The organism is Ruegeria sp. BE1 (genome assembly GCF_056538885.1).
Genome location: NZ_JBQFTY010000001.1, coordinates 1,089,172 through 1,102,739 on the forward strand (window position 1 = coordinate 1,089,172; position 13,568 = coordinate 1,102,739).

General features: G+C 57.8%; 15 protein-coding genes and 1 other RNA gene. 12 read left to right on the plus strand and 4 right to left on the minus strand.

Annotated elements, in window-relative coordinates:
• Positions 1-96 precede the first annotated feature (96 nt).
• The 4 genes from ACR0J5_RS05400 to ACR0J5_RS05415 all read right to left on the minus strand — a co-directional run bounded on the left by ACR0J5_RS05400 (position 97) and on the right by ACR0J5_RS05415 (position 2,116).
• Entirely contained in the window at positions 97-528 is a 432-nt protein-coding gene (locus ACR0J5_RS05400; protein ID WP_480651137.1) for an ester cyclase, read from the minus strand.
• A 99-nt stretch (positions 529-627) separates the two neighbouring features.
• Positions 628-975, minus strand: a transfer-messenger RNA (tmRNA) gene (gene ssrA / locus ACR0J5_RS05405).
• A 35-nt stretch (positions 976-1,010) separates the two neighbouring features.
• Complete coding sequence (locus tag ACR0J5_RS05410; RefSeq protein ID WP_480651139.1) at positions 1,011-1,373, minus strand: DUF4345 family protein; 363 nt, start codon at positions 1,371-1,373, stop codon at positions 1,011-1,013.
• 11 nt (positions 1,374-1,384) lie between these two features.
• Positions 1,385-2,116, minus strand: coding sequence for a FadR/GntR family transcriptional regulator (locus ACR0J5_RS05415; protein WP_480651141.1), 732 nt, complete (start codon positions 2,114-2,116; stop codon positions 1,385-1,387).
• 87 nt (positions 2,117-2,203) lie between these two features.
• On the opposite strand from ACR0J5_RS05415, the gene ACR0J5_RS05420 reads away from it, so the two are divergent.
• The 12 genes from ACR0J5_RS05420 to ACR0J5_RS05475 all read left to right on the plus strand — a co-directional run bounded on the left by ACR0J5_RS05420 (position 2,204) and on the right by ACR0J5_RS05475 (position 13,530).
• Complete coding sequence (locus ACR0J5_RS05420; RefSeq protein ID WP_480651143.1) at positions 2,204-2,995, plus strand: DUF2182 domain-containing protein; 792 nt, start codon at positions 2,204-2,206, stop codon at positions 2,993-2,995.
• A 4-nt stretch (positions 2,996-2,999) separates the two neighbouring features.
• Positions 3,000-3,704, plus strand: a complete 705-nt coding sequence (locus ACR0J5_RS05425) for a DUF1326 domain-containing protein (protein WP_480651144.1) — start codon at positions 3,000-3,002, stop codon at positions 3,702-3,704.
• Complete coding sequence (locus ACR0J5_RS05430; protein WP_480651146.1) at positions 3,704-4,210, plus strand: DinB family protein; 507 nt, start codon at positions 3,704-3,706, stop codon at positions 4,208-4,210. Before ACR0J5_RS05425 ends, ACR0J5_RS05430 begins: the two co-directional genes overlap by 1 nt.
• A 1-nt stretch (position 4,211) precedes the next feature.
• On the plus strand, positions 4,212-5,315 hold the full coding sequence (locus ACR0J5_RS05435; RefSeq protein WP_480651147.1) for a dimethylsulfoniopropionate demethylase: 1,104 nt from the start codon (positions 4,212-4,214) through the stop codon (positions 5,313-5,315).
• A gap of 102 nt (positions 5,316-5,417) precedes the next feature.
• The gene (acuI, locus tag ACR0J5_RS05440) at positions 5,418-6,413 is read left to right on the plus strand and encodes an acryloyl-CoA reductase (RefSeq protein WP_480651149.1); all 996 of its coding nucleotides are present in this window, start codon (positions 5,418-5,420) and stop codon (positions 6,411-6,413) included.
• Between the two features lie 186 nt (positions 6,414-6,599).
• Positions 6,600-7,163, plus strand: a complete 564-nt coding sequence (gene frr / locus ACR0J5_RS05445) for a ribosome recycling factor (protein WP_480651151.1) — start codon at positions 6,600-6,602, stop codon at positions 7,161-7,163.
• Between the two features lie 9 nt (positions 7,164-7,172).
• Entirely contained in the window at positions 7,173-7,904 is a 732-nt protein-coding gene (locus ACR0J5_RS05450) for an isoprenyl transferase (RefSeq protein ID WP_480651153.1), read from the plus strand.
• Positions 7,901-8,683, plus strand: a complete 783-nt coding sequence (locus ACR0J5_RS05455; protein WP_480651154.1) for a phosphatidate cytidylyltransferase — start codon at positions 7,901-7,903, stop codon at positions 8,681-8,683. The genes ACR0J5_RS05450 and ACR0J5_RS05455 overlap by 4 nt, the downstream gene beginning before the upstream one ends.
• 195 nt (positions 8,684-8,878) lie before the next feature.
• Positions 8,879-10,231: an RIP metalloprotease RseP gene (rseP, locus tag ACR0J5_RS05460; protein WP_480651155.1), complete on the plus strand. Its 1,353-nt coding sequence runs from the start codon at positions 8,879-8,881 to the stop codon at positions 10,229-10,231.
• A 90-nt stretch (positions 10,232-10,321) separates the two neighbouring features.
• Positions 10,322-10,450, plus strand: coding sequence for a hypothetical protein (locus tag ACR0J5_RS05465; RefSeq protein ID WP_480651157.1), 129 nt, complete (start codon positions 10,322-10,324; stop codon positions 10,448-10,450).
• 128 nt (positions 10,451-10,578) lie between these two features.
• Positions 10,579-12,939 carry an outer membrane protein assembly factor BamA gene (bamA, locus tag ACR0J5_RS05470; RefSeq protein ID WP_480651159.1) on the plus strand — a complete coding sequence of 787 codons (2,361 nt, stop codon included), beginning with the start codon at positions 10,579-10,581 and terminating at the stop codon, positions 12,937-12,939.
• A 24-nt stretch (positions 12,940-12,963) separates the two neighbouring features.
• The gene (locus ACR0J5_RS05475; protein WP_480651161.1) at positions 12,964-13,530 is read left to right on the plus strand and encodes an OmpH/Skp family outer membrane protein; all 567 of its coding nucleotides are present in this window, start codon (positions 12,964-12,966) and stop codon (positions 13,528-13,530) included.
• Positions 13,531-13,568 lie beyond the last annotated feature (38 nt).

Here is a 13,568-nt window from a genome sequence, read left to right on the forward strand (position 1 = left end):
AAACTTGGGCTGGCGCCTCACGGGGCGTTCGCAATCTTACCCCATGGTCTTTGATTACGGTTAAGCGCCATGGGGGTCAAGATTTCTGAAGGTCCTTCAGGCCCAGTCCAGTCTTTGGCCGGTCATACACACTGGCAATGTGTCCTGCGGGAACTGACCCAATTGTTCGAACAAGGCGATGAAGTCGAACTGGTTATACGCCTCGACCATACGTCCGTCTTTCATGCGCGCCAGAACGCTGCCGGTGGCCTCTAGCGGGGCACCATTGTCGGCGCGGGTGGTCTTGAGGTGCAGGATCGCCGACACCCAATCGCCATCTTCGACGATCTTCGGCAGATCAACCTTGATGTCGCCCAGGATATGGCGAAAGGCCATCACGAGGTCGCGAAAATCATCCGCGCCCACCTGCATTTCAGGAATCAAACCTTCGGCCATGGTATCCGGGGCAAAGAACTGATCGATCGCATCCGTGTTCCCGTTTTCCCAAACCTCGGCATACCAGTTTCTGAGTATATCTGCGTTTGACATCCCAGCTCTCCTTTTCCTGTCGGGGTCAGCATGAGACGAAAGGGTGAAGAAACCCTGAACGTGAACAAGTTCAGCGAAAACAGCAGACATTTGGTGGGAAATGCAGGTTTCTGTTGCCAGGTACCTGCGAACCCCGCCTTACGCGGCTAGGCGCAAGGGCTTAAGTTTCGGTCTTGCTACTGCTTACGCAGCAACTGCAACCGGAGCACGATTGTCGTTTGCAATTGTACTGTTTTCGCCGGTAACGGTGGCAGACAGCCGAGACAAAGCTAACCCCTTTAGACGTTCGTCGATCCTATTTCGGCCCCAAGATCCCCAAACGAAGGATGATTGGTGGAGCCGCCGGGTACCGCCCCCGGGTCCGATCCGCTTATTACGAGCGCGTTTATGTCCATAGTCCCGAAGGACATACCCTATATAGGTGAGCGCGTGCGCGGATGCAAACGGGGAATGCCCATTTTGCGACACGCTAAATCAATAGGTTAAGCGGCTCTGTTGATGTTTGCCAGGATCAGCCACAGTGCCAGGGCCAGTTCGATTCCTCCGAACGTTAGCGCCTTGACCATCGGTGGGTTGTCCAGAATGACCGAAACGAACCGCCCAAGGGCCGCACCAGCATAGACGACGCCCAGCATGGCATAGGCCATCGGATTGTTCAGCCACAGGACGACCGCGCCGGTGACGACAAACAGCCCACCGACCGAGGCGCGCATTTCGCTGAGGCCCATGGTGCTGTCGGTTGGCGCCAGATCCAGCGCGTTGGCCGTATGGGCCGGGGCCAGAAAGCCGAACAGGCCAAAGCCGATGGTCAACAAGGCGGCGATTACATTCAGCGCTGTGGTCATCATACCCTCGCTCAAGCTGGTTTGCGGCGTTGTTGTGCCACGTCCTGAGCTAGCTTGCGCGTGTAGTTTTCAAGCTCAACCAACGTTGTGTCGACCTTTTCTGCGTCGCGGGCCTCAAGCGCGTCGGCGATCTGTGCGTGCAGGGCGATGATCTCTTCGCGGGACCGGGCGGTGAAGGTGATCATGTTCATCAGTGGCTGCATCGCCTCGACCGCTCCGGCCAGTTGATAGGACAGGACCGGGTTGCCCGCACCGTCGACCAGAGCGCGGTGAAAGGCGACGTCCGAGGCGCAAAACGCCTCATCTGTAAGGCCGGGTTGGGCCTGACGAAAGATTTCGGCCCGCATGGTGGCCAGTTGATCGGCTGTGCGACGCTGCGCCGACAAAGGCGCACAGGCGCGTTCCAGCGCAAACCGGGCCTCGCACGCGGTATCAAAGCTGATCGCGTTCATCGACAGCAATAGGGTCGAGGTGGTGATCTGCTGCGAATAGGCGTCCTCGAAACTGATCCGGTTGACAAAGGCACCGCCACTGGCCCCGCGTTGTGTGCGGATCAGGGACTGTGCCGCAAGCCGTTTCAGCGCCTCGCGCACGGTCGGGCGTGAGACTTTGAACTGGTCTGACAGTTCGGCCTCGGACGGCAAACGTTCATCCACGATCAACTGACCCGAGATGATGGCGTCACGGATGGCTTGTGCGATCTGCGCCGACAGATCAGCAGGGTTTTGCGGGTCGATTTTCATATTCCGGGGACCGTTGGTGCGATTTTATTTGTCTGACATTTAAAAGTCTGACATTTGAAAAGCAAGCACTGAGTCGGGAGGGCCAACGTGAGTCGCGCAGTTCTACGCAGCGGATTATGGCTGGGGTTCTACATTCTGATCCTGTGGGCGTGGTGGATGATGTTCACCATGAGCCGTGACATGGATCTGGATTGGATCGGTCGCCCGGGCCCGATGGGACAGGCCATGGCGGCAATGGACCCGCGGATGGACATGTATATGCCCATGGCCGAATTCGGGCCGCTGTTCTGGATGTGGGCGATCATGATGGCGGCGATGATGCTGCCGACCCTCGTGCCGACCCTGCGCAGTTATGAGGACCTGATCCGCAGCGCCAATGGCACGCGCGCGGGTTGGATCGGCGTGTTGACCGGGTATTTCATCGTCTGGGTGGGGTTCGCCGCCTTGATCACCGGTGTACAGCTTGGCCTGCTTTTCGGTGGTGTGGTCGATATGCTGGGCATCGCAAAATCCACCTGGTTCGCCGGGGGGCTGATGATCGCTGTCGGCGCCTTTCAGTTCACCCGCGCGAAAGAGGTCTGCCATGGCGTCTGCCACGCCCCGATGACCTATTTCCTGGGCCATTGGAAAACCGGGTTCGCCGGTGGTGTGCGCATGGGCCTGGGCCTTGGGGCCTTTTGCGTCGGTTGCTGCTGGGGCTTCATGGCGCTGGGGTTTGTCGGTGGCGTCATGAGCTTGCTGTGGATGGGGCTTGCGACGCTGTTCATGGTTCTTGAGAAACTTCCCCAGATCGGTCACGCGGTGACGCGACCGATGGGGTTTGCATTGATCGCGGGGGGGCTTCTCCTGCTGATCTATCCCTTTACTTTCGGAGGATAAGTGTATGGCTAAAAACAGGAAACCCGAGGCCGACCGGCTGCCGATCAGCCAGCGCATTGACAGCCGGATGCCCAACCCCAAACGGCGCGAGATGAGCCCGACGGACTGGGCCATCAAGGGTGAGTTGATCCTGAACTGCTCCTGCGATGTGTTCTGTCCCTGTGTGGTGTCCTTGGGCGCGCACCCTCCGACCGAAGGGCACTGCCACGCGTGGATGGGCGTGATCATCGACGAAGGCCATTATGAGGGCGAAGACCTGTCGGGCCTGAACGTGGGTCTGCTGGTCGATATTCCGGGCCGTATGGGCGAGGGTCAGTGGAAGGTTGCCGCCTATGTGGACGAACGCGCCAGCGGCAAGGCGTATAACGGGCTGTTGCAGATTTTCAGCGGTCAGGCGGGTGGCACCACGGGTCTGTTCACCATGCTGGTCAGCGAGATTATCGGGGCCGAACGTGCTCCGGTTCAGATTGAACGCGACGGCACAAAGCGCCGCATCATGATCGGGCGCAAGATCCAGGGTGAGATTGAGATGATGGCCGGTAAGGACGCCGATCATCCTGTCATGGTCAGCAACTCCAAATACTGGATGGGCCCGGATATTATCGTGGCGCGCGGCACCAAATCCAAGGTGCGTGACTATGGTCGGGTCTGGGACTTTGGCGGGAAATCCGCTGAAATCTGCCCGATCGACTGGCATGGACCAAAGTGATGATCACCGGCGCATATGCGCAGGAGATGGCGCGCTATAACCGATGGCAAAACAGCCAGTTATCTGGATTTCTGAAAGCACTTTCTACTGACGATCTGACTAAAGAACGAGGTGCGTTCTTTGGGTCGATCATGGGAACGGCGAACCATCTGTTGTGGGGCAATTGGATTTGGATTTCGCGCTTTGACAAGGGCCAAGGGCCCGGCGGCGGTATCCCGGAAAGTGTCTCGCTTTGTGATGATCTCGCAAGCTGGGTGCCGTTATGCGAACAGATCGATGCGCGGATTTCAGACTGGGCCAAGACCCTTGGTGATGCGCCTTTGACCGGTGAATTCACCTGGCTCTCAGCCACAAAAGAAGCTGATGTTACATTGCCTTACGCGCAATGCGTCATCCACATGTTTAGCCATCAAACTCACCATCGTGGGCAGTTGCACCAGATGCTGACCGAAACTGGATCAGCCGCACCTGTCAGCGATCTTGTCTTCATGCCGCAGGAGGTATGACATGCCGCAAATTTCCCTGTCCCGCCGGTTGCGCCGCACGCCGTTCTCAGACGGTGTCGAGGCCGCAGGTGTCAAAGGGTACACCGTCTATAACCGCATGCTGCTGCCGACGGTTTTTGAAAGTGTTGAGGCCGATTACCGGCATCTCAAGACCCATGTTCAGGTCTGGGATGTAGCCTGTGAACGGCAGGTCGAACTGCGCGGACCGGATGCTGCGCGCCTGATGCAGATGCTGACGCCGCGTGATTTGCGGGGGATGCTGCCGGGCCAGTGTTTCTATGTGCCGATTGTCGATGAAACCGGCGGTATGCTGAATGACCCGGTGGCCGTGAAACTGTCTGATGACCGCTGGTGGATTTCCATTGCGGACAGTGACTTGTTGCTGTGGGTTAAAGGGATTGCGGCGGGCTATCGGCTGGATGTTCTGGTGGATGAACCTGACGTGTCGCCTCTGGCCATTCAGGGGCCAAAAGCGGATGATCTGATGGCGCGGGTTTTTGGCGACCGCGTACGCGATATCCGGTTCTTCAAGTTCGACATGTTCCAGTTCGAAGGCCGTGATCTGGCCGTCGCGCGGTCGGGCTATTCGAAACAGGGCGGGTTCGAGATTTATGTCGAAGGCTCGGACATTGGTATGCCGCTGTGGAACGCGTTGTTTGCGGCGGGCGAAGATTTGCAGGTGCGGGCGGGCTGTCCGAACCTGATTGAGCGGATCGAGGGCGGGTTGCTGTCCTATGGCAATGACATGACCGACGACAATACGCCCCACGAATGTGGGCTGGGCAAGTTCTGCAATACCCATACGGCTATCGGATGTATCGGACGGGATGCGTTGCTGCGTGTGGCCAAGGAGGGGCCGGTGCAGCAGATTCGTCCGATTGCGATTGAGGGGGACGCCGTGCCGCCCTGTGATCGTCCATGGCCGGTTCTGGCGGATGGCAAGCAGGTCGGGCAAGTCACCTCGGCCGCGTGGTCCCCAGATTTTCAGACGAACGTCTCTATCGGGATGATGCGGCTGAGCCATTGGGATGCGGGCACAGGTGTTGAGGTTGAAACGCCGGACGGTCTGCGCCGAGCCACTATTCAGGAGAAGTTCTGGATCTGAGGGCGGTTGGGGGCGCTGCCCCCGCCGCTGTGCGGCTCCCCCGGGATATTTTTAGACAGGTGAAGAACGGGGCCTGTCGCCAGGGAAAGAAAGGGAAAAAAGATGTTCAATGCGTTGGTTATGGAAAAGGACGAGGAAAGCGGTCTGGCCAGCCCGGCGGTCAAGCAGCTGTCTGCGGATGATCTGCCACAGGGTGAGGTCACGGTGGCGGTTGAGTACTCGACCGTGAACTATAAGGATGGTTTGTGCCTGTCTCCCAAAGGTGGCGGCCTGGTGCGCAACTATCCGCATGTTCCCGGCATTGACTATGCGGGTACGGTCGAGGCGTCCTCGGACGATCGCTATAAGCCCGGCGATAAGGTGGTTCTGACCGGTTGGCGCGTGGGTGAGGCCCATTGGGGCGGCTATTCGCAAAAGGCCAACGCGCGTGCGGATTGGCTGGTGCCTTTGCCCGATGGTCTGGATGCGCGGCAGGCGATGGCGGTTGGGACCGCTGGGTTTACTGCGATGCTCGCCGTAATGGCGCTGGAAGATCAGGGAATGCAAAAGGATCACGGGCCGGTTCTGGTCACCGGCGCTGCGGGTGGCGTGGGATCAGTGGCTACGGCGATTTTGGCCAATCTGGGGTATGAAGTTGCAGCCGTTACAGGCCGCCCTGAAACCGGTGACTACCTGAATTCCCTGGGGGCCACCACGATTGTTCCGCGCGAAGAGCTGAACGAGACCACCAAGCGCCCGTTGGAGAGTGAAACCTGGGCCGGCTGTGTGGACGCCGTCGGGGGCGAGATGCTGGCGCGTGTGCTGGGGCAGATGAAGTATGGCGCGTCAGTTGCGGCGGTCGGTCTGGCGGGAGGCGCGGCCTTGCCTGCAACCGTGATTCCGTTCCTGCTGCGCGGGGTCAACCTGCTGGGCATCGACAGCGTGATGCAGCCCTATGACAATCGCCTGCGCGCATGGCAGCGTGTGGCCACCGATCTGCCGATGGACAAGCTTGAGGCGATGGTCGTTCCGGCAACCCTGAGTGATCTGCCGCAATTGGGTGCCGACATCCTGAAAGGTCAGGTCAAAGGGCGCGTCGTTGTGGATGTAAACGCCTGATCGACAGGGCGCTTTCATGGACCGGCCGGATTCTTTGCCGACCGGTCTATTTATCTCTGAAACTTCGCGAAAATGCCGGAAACACCTCTGGTCATTGACGCATTTCCCCATCATCATTGCTATACATCCCAATTGCGATGGCTTAAGAGCCATGCCAACAGCACCTGAAGACGGGGAGTGAGCAGCATGTCTGACGATTTCGAACTGGATACCGATGATCTGAAACGGCGCATGGACGGCGCCATGTCCAACCTCAGAACTGAATTTGCCTCGCTCAGAACCGGGCGGGCCTCGGCCTCGATGCTGGAGCCGGTGATGGTGGATGCTTATGGGTCAATGACGCCCATCAACCAAGTGGGTACCGTGAACGTGCCGGAACCGCGGATGGTAACGGTTAATGTTTGGGACAAAGGCTTGGTCGGTAAAGTCGAAAAAGCTATTCGGGAAAGTGGGTTGGGGATCAACCCTCAGCTGAACGGTACGATCATCATGCTGCCGATCCCGGAACTGAACGAAGAACGCCGTCGTGAGCTGGGCAAGGTTGCCGGTCAGTACGCCGAGCATGCGCGGGTTTCGATCCGCAACGTGCGCCGTGACGGGATGGACCAGATCAAGAAAGCCAAGTCGGACGGTATGTCCGAGGATGACCAGAAATTCTGGGAAGCCGAGGTTCAGGATCTGACCGACGAGATGATCAAGGCCGTCGATTCTGCACTTGAGACCAAGCAAGCCGAGATCATGCAGGTCTGAGTCCCGGATATGCGCAAAGCCCCAGATACCGAGACTGTGGCCGGGCCGCGCCATGTCGCCATCATCATGGATGGCAATGGACGTTGGGCGCAGGCGCGGGGGCGGCCTCGGCTTTTCGGCCACCATGCGGGTGCGCGGCGCGTGCGCGAGGTGGTCGAGGCTTGTCCGGGGCTGGGTGTTAAATATCTGACGGTTTTTGCCTTTTCGACCGAGAACTGGAAACGGACGCAGGCCGAAGTTGCCGGGCTGATGAGCCTGTTCCGCCGCTATATCATCAAGGAAACCCGGACCCTCAAGGAAAACGGGATTCGCGTGCGCTTTATCGGGGATCGGGTTCGACTGGATTCCAAGCTGACGAACCTGATGGACATGCTGGAAGAGGAAACCAGAGATAACGATCTGGTGCACCTGACCATCGCCCTGAACTATGGCGGTCGTGATGAGGTGGCGCGCGCAACCAAGCGTTTGGCACGCGACGTGGCCGAAGGGCGGTTGCGCCCCGAGGATGTGGATGAAGAGACGCTGCCTAAGTATCTGGATACCCACGTTCTTCCTGATCCTGATCTGGTCATTCGCACCAGCGGCGAGGCGCGGATTTCCAACTTTTTGCTGTGGCAATCGGCCTATTCGGAGTATGAATTCATCGACACGCTGTGGCCTGATTTCACCGCAACCGAACTCGAACGGCTGTGCCGGAGTTTCGGCTCGCGCGAGCGACGGTTTGGAGCCGTTCCCGCATGACGGACAGCCGTTGGTCTGATCTGACCGCCCGAGTGCTTTCGGCGGCTGTACTTGTGGCGATTGGTGCTGTCGAGGTTTGGCTGGGCGGTTTATGGTTTGAAACCTTCATCGCCGTTGCCTGCGGTCTGATGACCTGGGAGCTGGTCCGGATGATCGACCAGGACAAAACCGGACTTGCGGTGCAGCTTGGAATTCTGACCGGTGTCGCGGTTCTGATCAGTTATCACGTACCGCCACTTTACAAGCTGCCATTTCTGGTGGCCCCGGCGCTGGTTGGGGCAGGGCAGGTCAGCCGCTCCAAAGGCATCTATGCGTTGTTTGCCATCTGGATCGCCGCCTCGGGGCTGGGCTTTATCGCGATCCGCGAAAACATGGGTTTTGTCTGGATGGTCTGGCTGATCTCGGTCGTCGTGGCGACCGATGTGGCAGGGTACTTTGTCGGCAAAGCTGTCGGCGGGCCCAAGTTCTGGCCGCGCGTCAGCCCCAAGAAAACCTGGTCGGGAACCGCCGGTGGCTGGGCCGCCGCCGCCGTGGTGGGCATTGTGTTTGCCGCATATGGCGGGTTCGGAGCCACGTTCGTTTTGATCTCGGTTCTGGCGTCGATGGCCAGTCAGGCGGGCGACATTGTCGAAAGCGCGACCAAGCGGAAGTTTGGGGTCAAGGACAGCTCGAACCTGATCCCAGGCCATGGCGGGTTCCTGGATCGGTTCGACGGCATGATGGGGGCGGCTCTGTTCGTTCTGATCGCGGGGCTGTTCTATGGCCCCGGCAGCATGTGATGCGTATGGCGATCTCTGGGCCTTTGCCCCGGATCACATTTGCGATGGGTCGACCTGTGGTTGTCTTACTATTATGGGGCGTGGGGCGGCTTGATGTTTCCAGCGCTAAATTGAACCTTGATAACGCCTTAAACACGGGCCATTTGGCAGATAACAGCGACACAACCTCCGCCATTCAGTCAGCAGGATAAAAACTTGGACTTCATTTCTCTGATCCCTTCCTTCGGCAACCTGCTTTACACTGTCGGCGCGTTCGTGATCGCGCTGTCGGTGATCGTAGCGGTCCATGAATACGGCCACTATATCGTGGGCCGTTGGTCCGGCATCCACGCCGAGGTGTTCTCGATCGGATTTGGCCCTGTTTTGCTGAGCCGCGTCGACAAGCGCGGGACACGCTGGCAATTGGCAGCATTGCCCTTTGGCGGCTATGTGAAATTTCTGGGCGATGCCAATGCCGCGTCTGGCAAAGACGAAGAGGCGATGGAGGAAATCAGCCAGCAAAGCCCCGAGGAACTGCGCCGTACAATGCATGGCGCGCCTCTATGGGCCCGTGCTGCAACAGTTGCTGCGGGCCCTGTGTTCAATTTTGTGATGTCGATTCTGGTGTTTGGCCTGATTTTCCTGTCGCAAGGTGTCACCAAAGAACCTTTGACCGTTGGCACACTGCACCCGCTGCCGGGCACAGTGCAAGAGCTGCGCGACGGTGATGAGATCGTTGCCATTGACGGGATCGCCGTGCCCGATTTCGATCAGCAAGGGGCCTGGGCGGATTTTACCGAAGCTCTGTCGGTCGAGCCTGCGCTAACCTATAGCGTGATCCGTGACGGGCAGACTTTGGATGTGTCGGGCCCCTGGCTGTTTCCGCCGTTGATCCAACAGGTTGTTCCGCGCAGTGCAGCCATGGATATCGATCTGAAAGCCGGGGATGTGATTACTGCGGTCAACGGTGACAGCATTTTTGCGTTCGATCAGTTGAAGGATTACGTCGAAGGGTCGGACGGAAAGGCTTTGCTGTTGAATGTCTGGCGGGATGGGGCGGATCTTGAGTTCGCATTGGTGCCGCGTCGAACAGATGAGCCAACACCTGAGGGTGGCTTCGTAACCCATTGGCGTATAGGAATTGTCGGGGGAATGGCGCTTGAACCAGCGACTGAGCCTGCGGGTGTCTGGTCATCTTTGTCAGGCGGTGTCCAGCAAACATGGCGCATTGTCGATGGCTCATTGTCGGGGGTCTGGCATATGATCACCGGTGCGATCAGCACATGCAATATATCCGGTCCCATCGGAATCGCCGAGACTTCGGGTGCGATGGCCAGCCAGGGGGCGCAGAACTTTATCTTTTTCATTGCCGTTCTCTCAACTGCCGTGGGGCTGCTAAACCTGTTCCCGATCCCAGCGCTGGATGGCGGGCATCTGGTGTTTTACGCATATGAAGCCGTTACCGGCAAACCACCCAGCGATGGTGCATTGCGTATTCTGATGGGCGTCGGGGTGTCCTTGATTTTAGGGCTGATGGTGTTTTCGGTTACGAACGATCTGTTCTGCTGAATGTGACGCGGACCTCACGAAAACGCCGCATTTCCGCCGCAATTCACGGTTAATTTATGCTGCGTTATTCGTTTTGAGTCCGAGGGTCCTATGGCAAAGGTACTGCGCAAGTCTGCTGAAAGTGTCGGCTACCTGTTCGTGTTGAACTGGGACATGTTGTTGTTCTTTGGGGCCACGGCTGTCGCCATTGGCGGGTGGGCCTATCTGATCACCATGTGATTCTAAATCTCTGTTGTGAAAACCACACGAGGCGGCCCTAGCGGCCGCTTTCTGTTTTGGTCTTTTGACAAGATTCAATAATCTCGCTACTCAGCAATAAAGTCCAAAAATATTGGGTAGTGAAAAAAATGACTCATAGCCGAGGCGCGGGCACATCCTGCGGGGGACAAAAGCCAGAAAACAAGATTTTGTGGCGGTCACTAACGTTAATTTTCTTTTTGTCGATAGTAAGCTTTGCGCCCTTTCCACAAGCGGCCCGGGCGCAGACTTTCGTCATCAATTCGTTTGATGTCGAAGGCAACCAACGCATCGAAAGCTCGACCATTATCGCCCGTACGGGCATTGAACCGGGTCAGACAGTGACCGGTGGTGAGCTTAACGATGCCTTTCAGCGTTTGCTTGACAGTGGTGTTTTTGAAACAGTTGAACTGACCCCGCAAGGCAACACGCTGCTGATCTCGGTTGAAGAATATCCAACGATCAACCAGATCAGCGTCGAGGGGAACCAGCGCGTCAAGGACGATGTTTTGCTTGAGGCGATCACCTCACAGCCGCGCCGGGTATTCACCCCTCAAATGGCCGAAGCCGATGCCGATCTGATTGCCGAGATTTATTCGGCGCAGGGTCGTGTCTCGGCCACTGTTATTCCGCGCATCATCCGCCGTAACGACAACCGGGTCGATTTGGTCTTTGAAGTGGCAGAGGGAACAACGATCGAAGTTGAACGCGTCAGCTTTGTCGGCAACCGCGCCTACTCGGACCGGCGTCTGCGCCGTGTGCTGCAGACCAAGCAGGCCAACGTGCTTCGGACATTCCTGAGCGGTGATACATTCATCGCCGACCGGATCGAGTTCGATAAGCAGGTTATCCGGGATTTCTACCTGTCCCGTGGCTATGTGGATTTCCGGGTCAACAGCGCGAATGTGGAATTTACCCGCGAACGTGATGCGTTTTTCCTGGTGATGAACATCACCGAAGGGCAGAAATTTTCGTTCGGTCAGATCAGCACGGTCAGCGAAATTCCGGGCGTTGACCCGGCAGCTTACCAGGCGGCGTTGAAAATTAAGCCGGGTGTGACCTACACGCCTTCGCTGGTTGAAAACTCCATCGCCCGTATGGAGCGTCTGGGGATCAAACAGGGCGTCGACTTTCTGCGCGTGGAACCACGTGTCACCCGCAATGCGCGGGATCTGACACTGGACGTGCAATTCGTGCTGACACGCGGCCCGCGCATCTTTGTTGAGCGCATCGATATCGAAGGCAATACCACAACGCTGGACCGCGTGATCCGTCGTCAGTTCGACACCGTGGAAGGTGATCCCTTCAATCCGCGTGAAATTCGTCAGGCCGCCGAACGTATCCGTGCGCTTGGCTTCTTTACCGTGGCCGATGTTGAACCGCGCGAGGGTTCGACCCCCAGTCAGGTGATCGTCGATGTGGACGTGGAGGAGCAACCGACCGGCTCGCTGAGCCTGGGTGGTAGCTTTTCGGCTGCTGACGGTTTTGGTATTGCGGTTGGTCTGCGTGAATCCAACTTCCTGGGTCGTGGCCAGACGATTGGTCTCAACCTGTCGACAGCGCAGGACTCTGAGCAGTATACCATCAACTTCTCGGAACCCTATCTGCTGGGGCGCAGATTGCGCTTTGATCTGGGTCTGGGTCTGGCGACCACCAACTCAAGCTTCGCCAGCTATGACACCGATACATTGTTTTTCCGTCCTCAGCTAAGCTACGCGATTGGTGAGCTGTCCTCGCTGCGTCTGCGCTATGGCTGGGAAAACAGCGAAATGACCCAGCAGGATGACGAGATCAACGGTGCCGTCATCTCGTCGGAAATCGCACAGGGTGAACGGACAACTAGCCTGCTGGGCGTATCTTATGTCTATGACAGTCGTCTTGGTGGTCTGAACCCCAATGCAGGTGTTCTGTTCGAAGCGGGTGTCGATGCGGCCGGTCTGGGCGGTGACAATGAATTCTTCAAAACGACCCTGCGCAGCATTGCGCAGAAGCGGGTCTGGAACGAAGAAGTTGTTCTGCGCGCCACGCTTGAGGCCGGTGCGCTGCATTGGCGCGGCGGTGACTTTAGCCGTACAATCGACCGTTTCGTCCTTGGGCCCAGCGTGTTCCGCGGTTTTGAACCCGCTGGTATCGGTCCGCGCGATCTGTCGAACGGGCAGGACGATGCGATTGGCGGCAACTACTACTGGGTTGTTCGTCTGGAATCCGATTTCCCCTTGGGTCTGCCCGAAGAGTTGGGCCTGCGCGGTGGTGTCTTCTATGACTTCGGGAACCTCTACAACCTGAGCGATGTGAACACGGCAGGTGCTGATATCGTGGGCGAAGATGGCTCGATCCGTCACGTGCTGGGTGTCTCGGTGCTGTGGGAAACTCCGTTTGGTCCGCTGCGCTTTAACTTCTCGAAAGCGATCAAAAAGGAAGATTTCGACAACGAGCAGAACTTTGACCTGACGGTTCAGGCACGGTTCTGATCACGGATGCCGAAGACGTTTCTCATGAAACTACAGGGCCCTTTTTGGGCCCTGTGTACTTTTCTGACACTGGCCTGTGTGGCGCCCTTGCATGCACAGCAACTGGGTGTCCCGCAGAGCAGTGTTGTAACGCTGTCCACCGATCAACTGTTCACGGACTCTGCCTTTGGTCAGCGTATCCTGCGAGAGTTCGAGGCCGAAGGCTCGTTACTGGGCGAAGAAAACGAGCAGATTGTTGAACAGCTGAGCCGGGAAGAGAAGGACCTGACCGAACAACGTGCGACCTTGAGTGCGGAAGAGTTTCGCCCCTTGGCCGAAGCATTCGACGCCAAGGTACAGTCGCACCGGGAAAGCCAGCGCGCCAAGTTGGATGCACTGTCGCAGCGAAGCGAAGAGGCACGACAAACTTTCTATGAGCTGGTTCAGCCCATCCTGATCGACCTGTTGCGCGAATCCGGCGCATCGATCCTTATGGAACGGTCGAATGTAATCATCAGCCTTGAAAGCGCCGACATCACCGAGGCGGCGATTGCGCGGATCGACGCTGCAATCGGTGATGGCAGCACCGGCGAAACCGGGGCTAGCGAATAGGTTTGCTTGCCCTTGACGCGCGGTATTGCTAACCACGC

Coding starts and splice junctions, on each gene's coding strand:
- ACR0J5_RS05430 (WP_480651146.1), top strand. CDS start 3,704: ATGATCACCGGCGCATATGCGCAGGAGATGGCGCGCTATAACCGATGG.
- ACR0J5_RS05425 (WP_480651144.1), top strand. CDS start 3,000: ATGGCTAAAAACAGGAAACCCGAGGCCGACCGGCTGCCGATCAGCCAG.
- ACR0J5_RS05415 (WP_480651141.1), bottom strand. CDS start 2,116: ATGAAAATCGACCCGCAAAACCCTGCTGATCTGTCGGCGCAGATCGCA.
- ACR0J5_RS05410 (WP_480651139.1), bottom strand. CDS start 1,373: ATGACCACAGCGCTGAATGTAATCGCCGCCTTGTTGACCATCGGCTTT.
- frr (WP_480651151.1), top strand. CDS start 6,600: ATGTCTGACGATTTCGAACTGGATACCGATGATCTGAAACGGCGCATG.
- ACR0J5_RS05400 (WP_480651137.1), bottom strand. CDS start 528: ATGTCAAACGCAGATATACTCAGAAACTGGTATGCCGAGGTTTGGGAA.
- ACR0J5_RS05465 (WP_480651157.1), top strand. CDS start 10,322: ATGGCAAAGGTACTGCGCAAGTCTGCTGAAAGTGTCGGCTACCTGTTC.
- ACR0J5_RS05450 (WP_480651153.1), top strand. CDS start 7,173: ATGCGCAAAGCCCCAGATACCGAGACTGTGGCCGGGCCGCGCCATGTC.
- acuI (WP_480651149.1), top strand. CDS start 5,418: ATGTTCAATGCGTTGGTTATGGAAAAGGACGAGGAAAGCGGTCTGGCC.
- ACR0J5_RS05475 (WP_480651161.1), top strand. CDS start 12,964: ATGAAACTACAGGGCCCTTTTTGGGCCCTGTGTACTTTTCTGACACTG.
- ACR0J5_RS05455 (WP_480651154.1), top strand. CDS start 7,901: ATGACGGACAGCCGTTGGTCTGATCTGACCGCCCGAGTGCTTTCGGCG.
- ACR0J5_RS05435 (WP_480651147.1), top strand. CDS start 4,212: ATGCCGCAAATTTCCCTGTCCCGCCGGTTGCGCCGCACGCCGTTCTCA.
- bamA (WP_480651159.1), top strand. CDS start 10,579: ATGACTCATAGCCGAGGCGCGGGCACATCCTGCGGGGGACAAAAGCCA.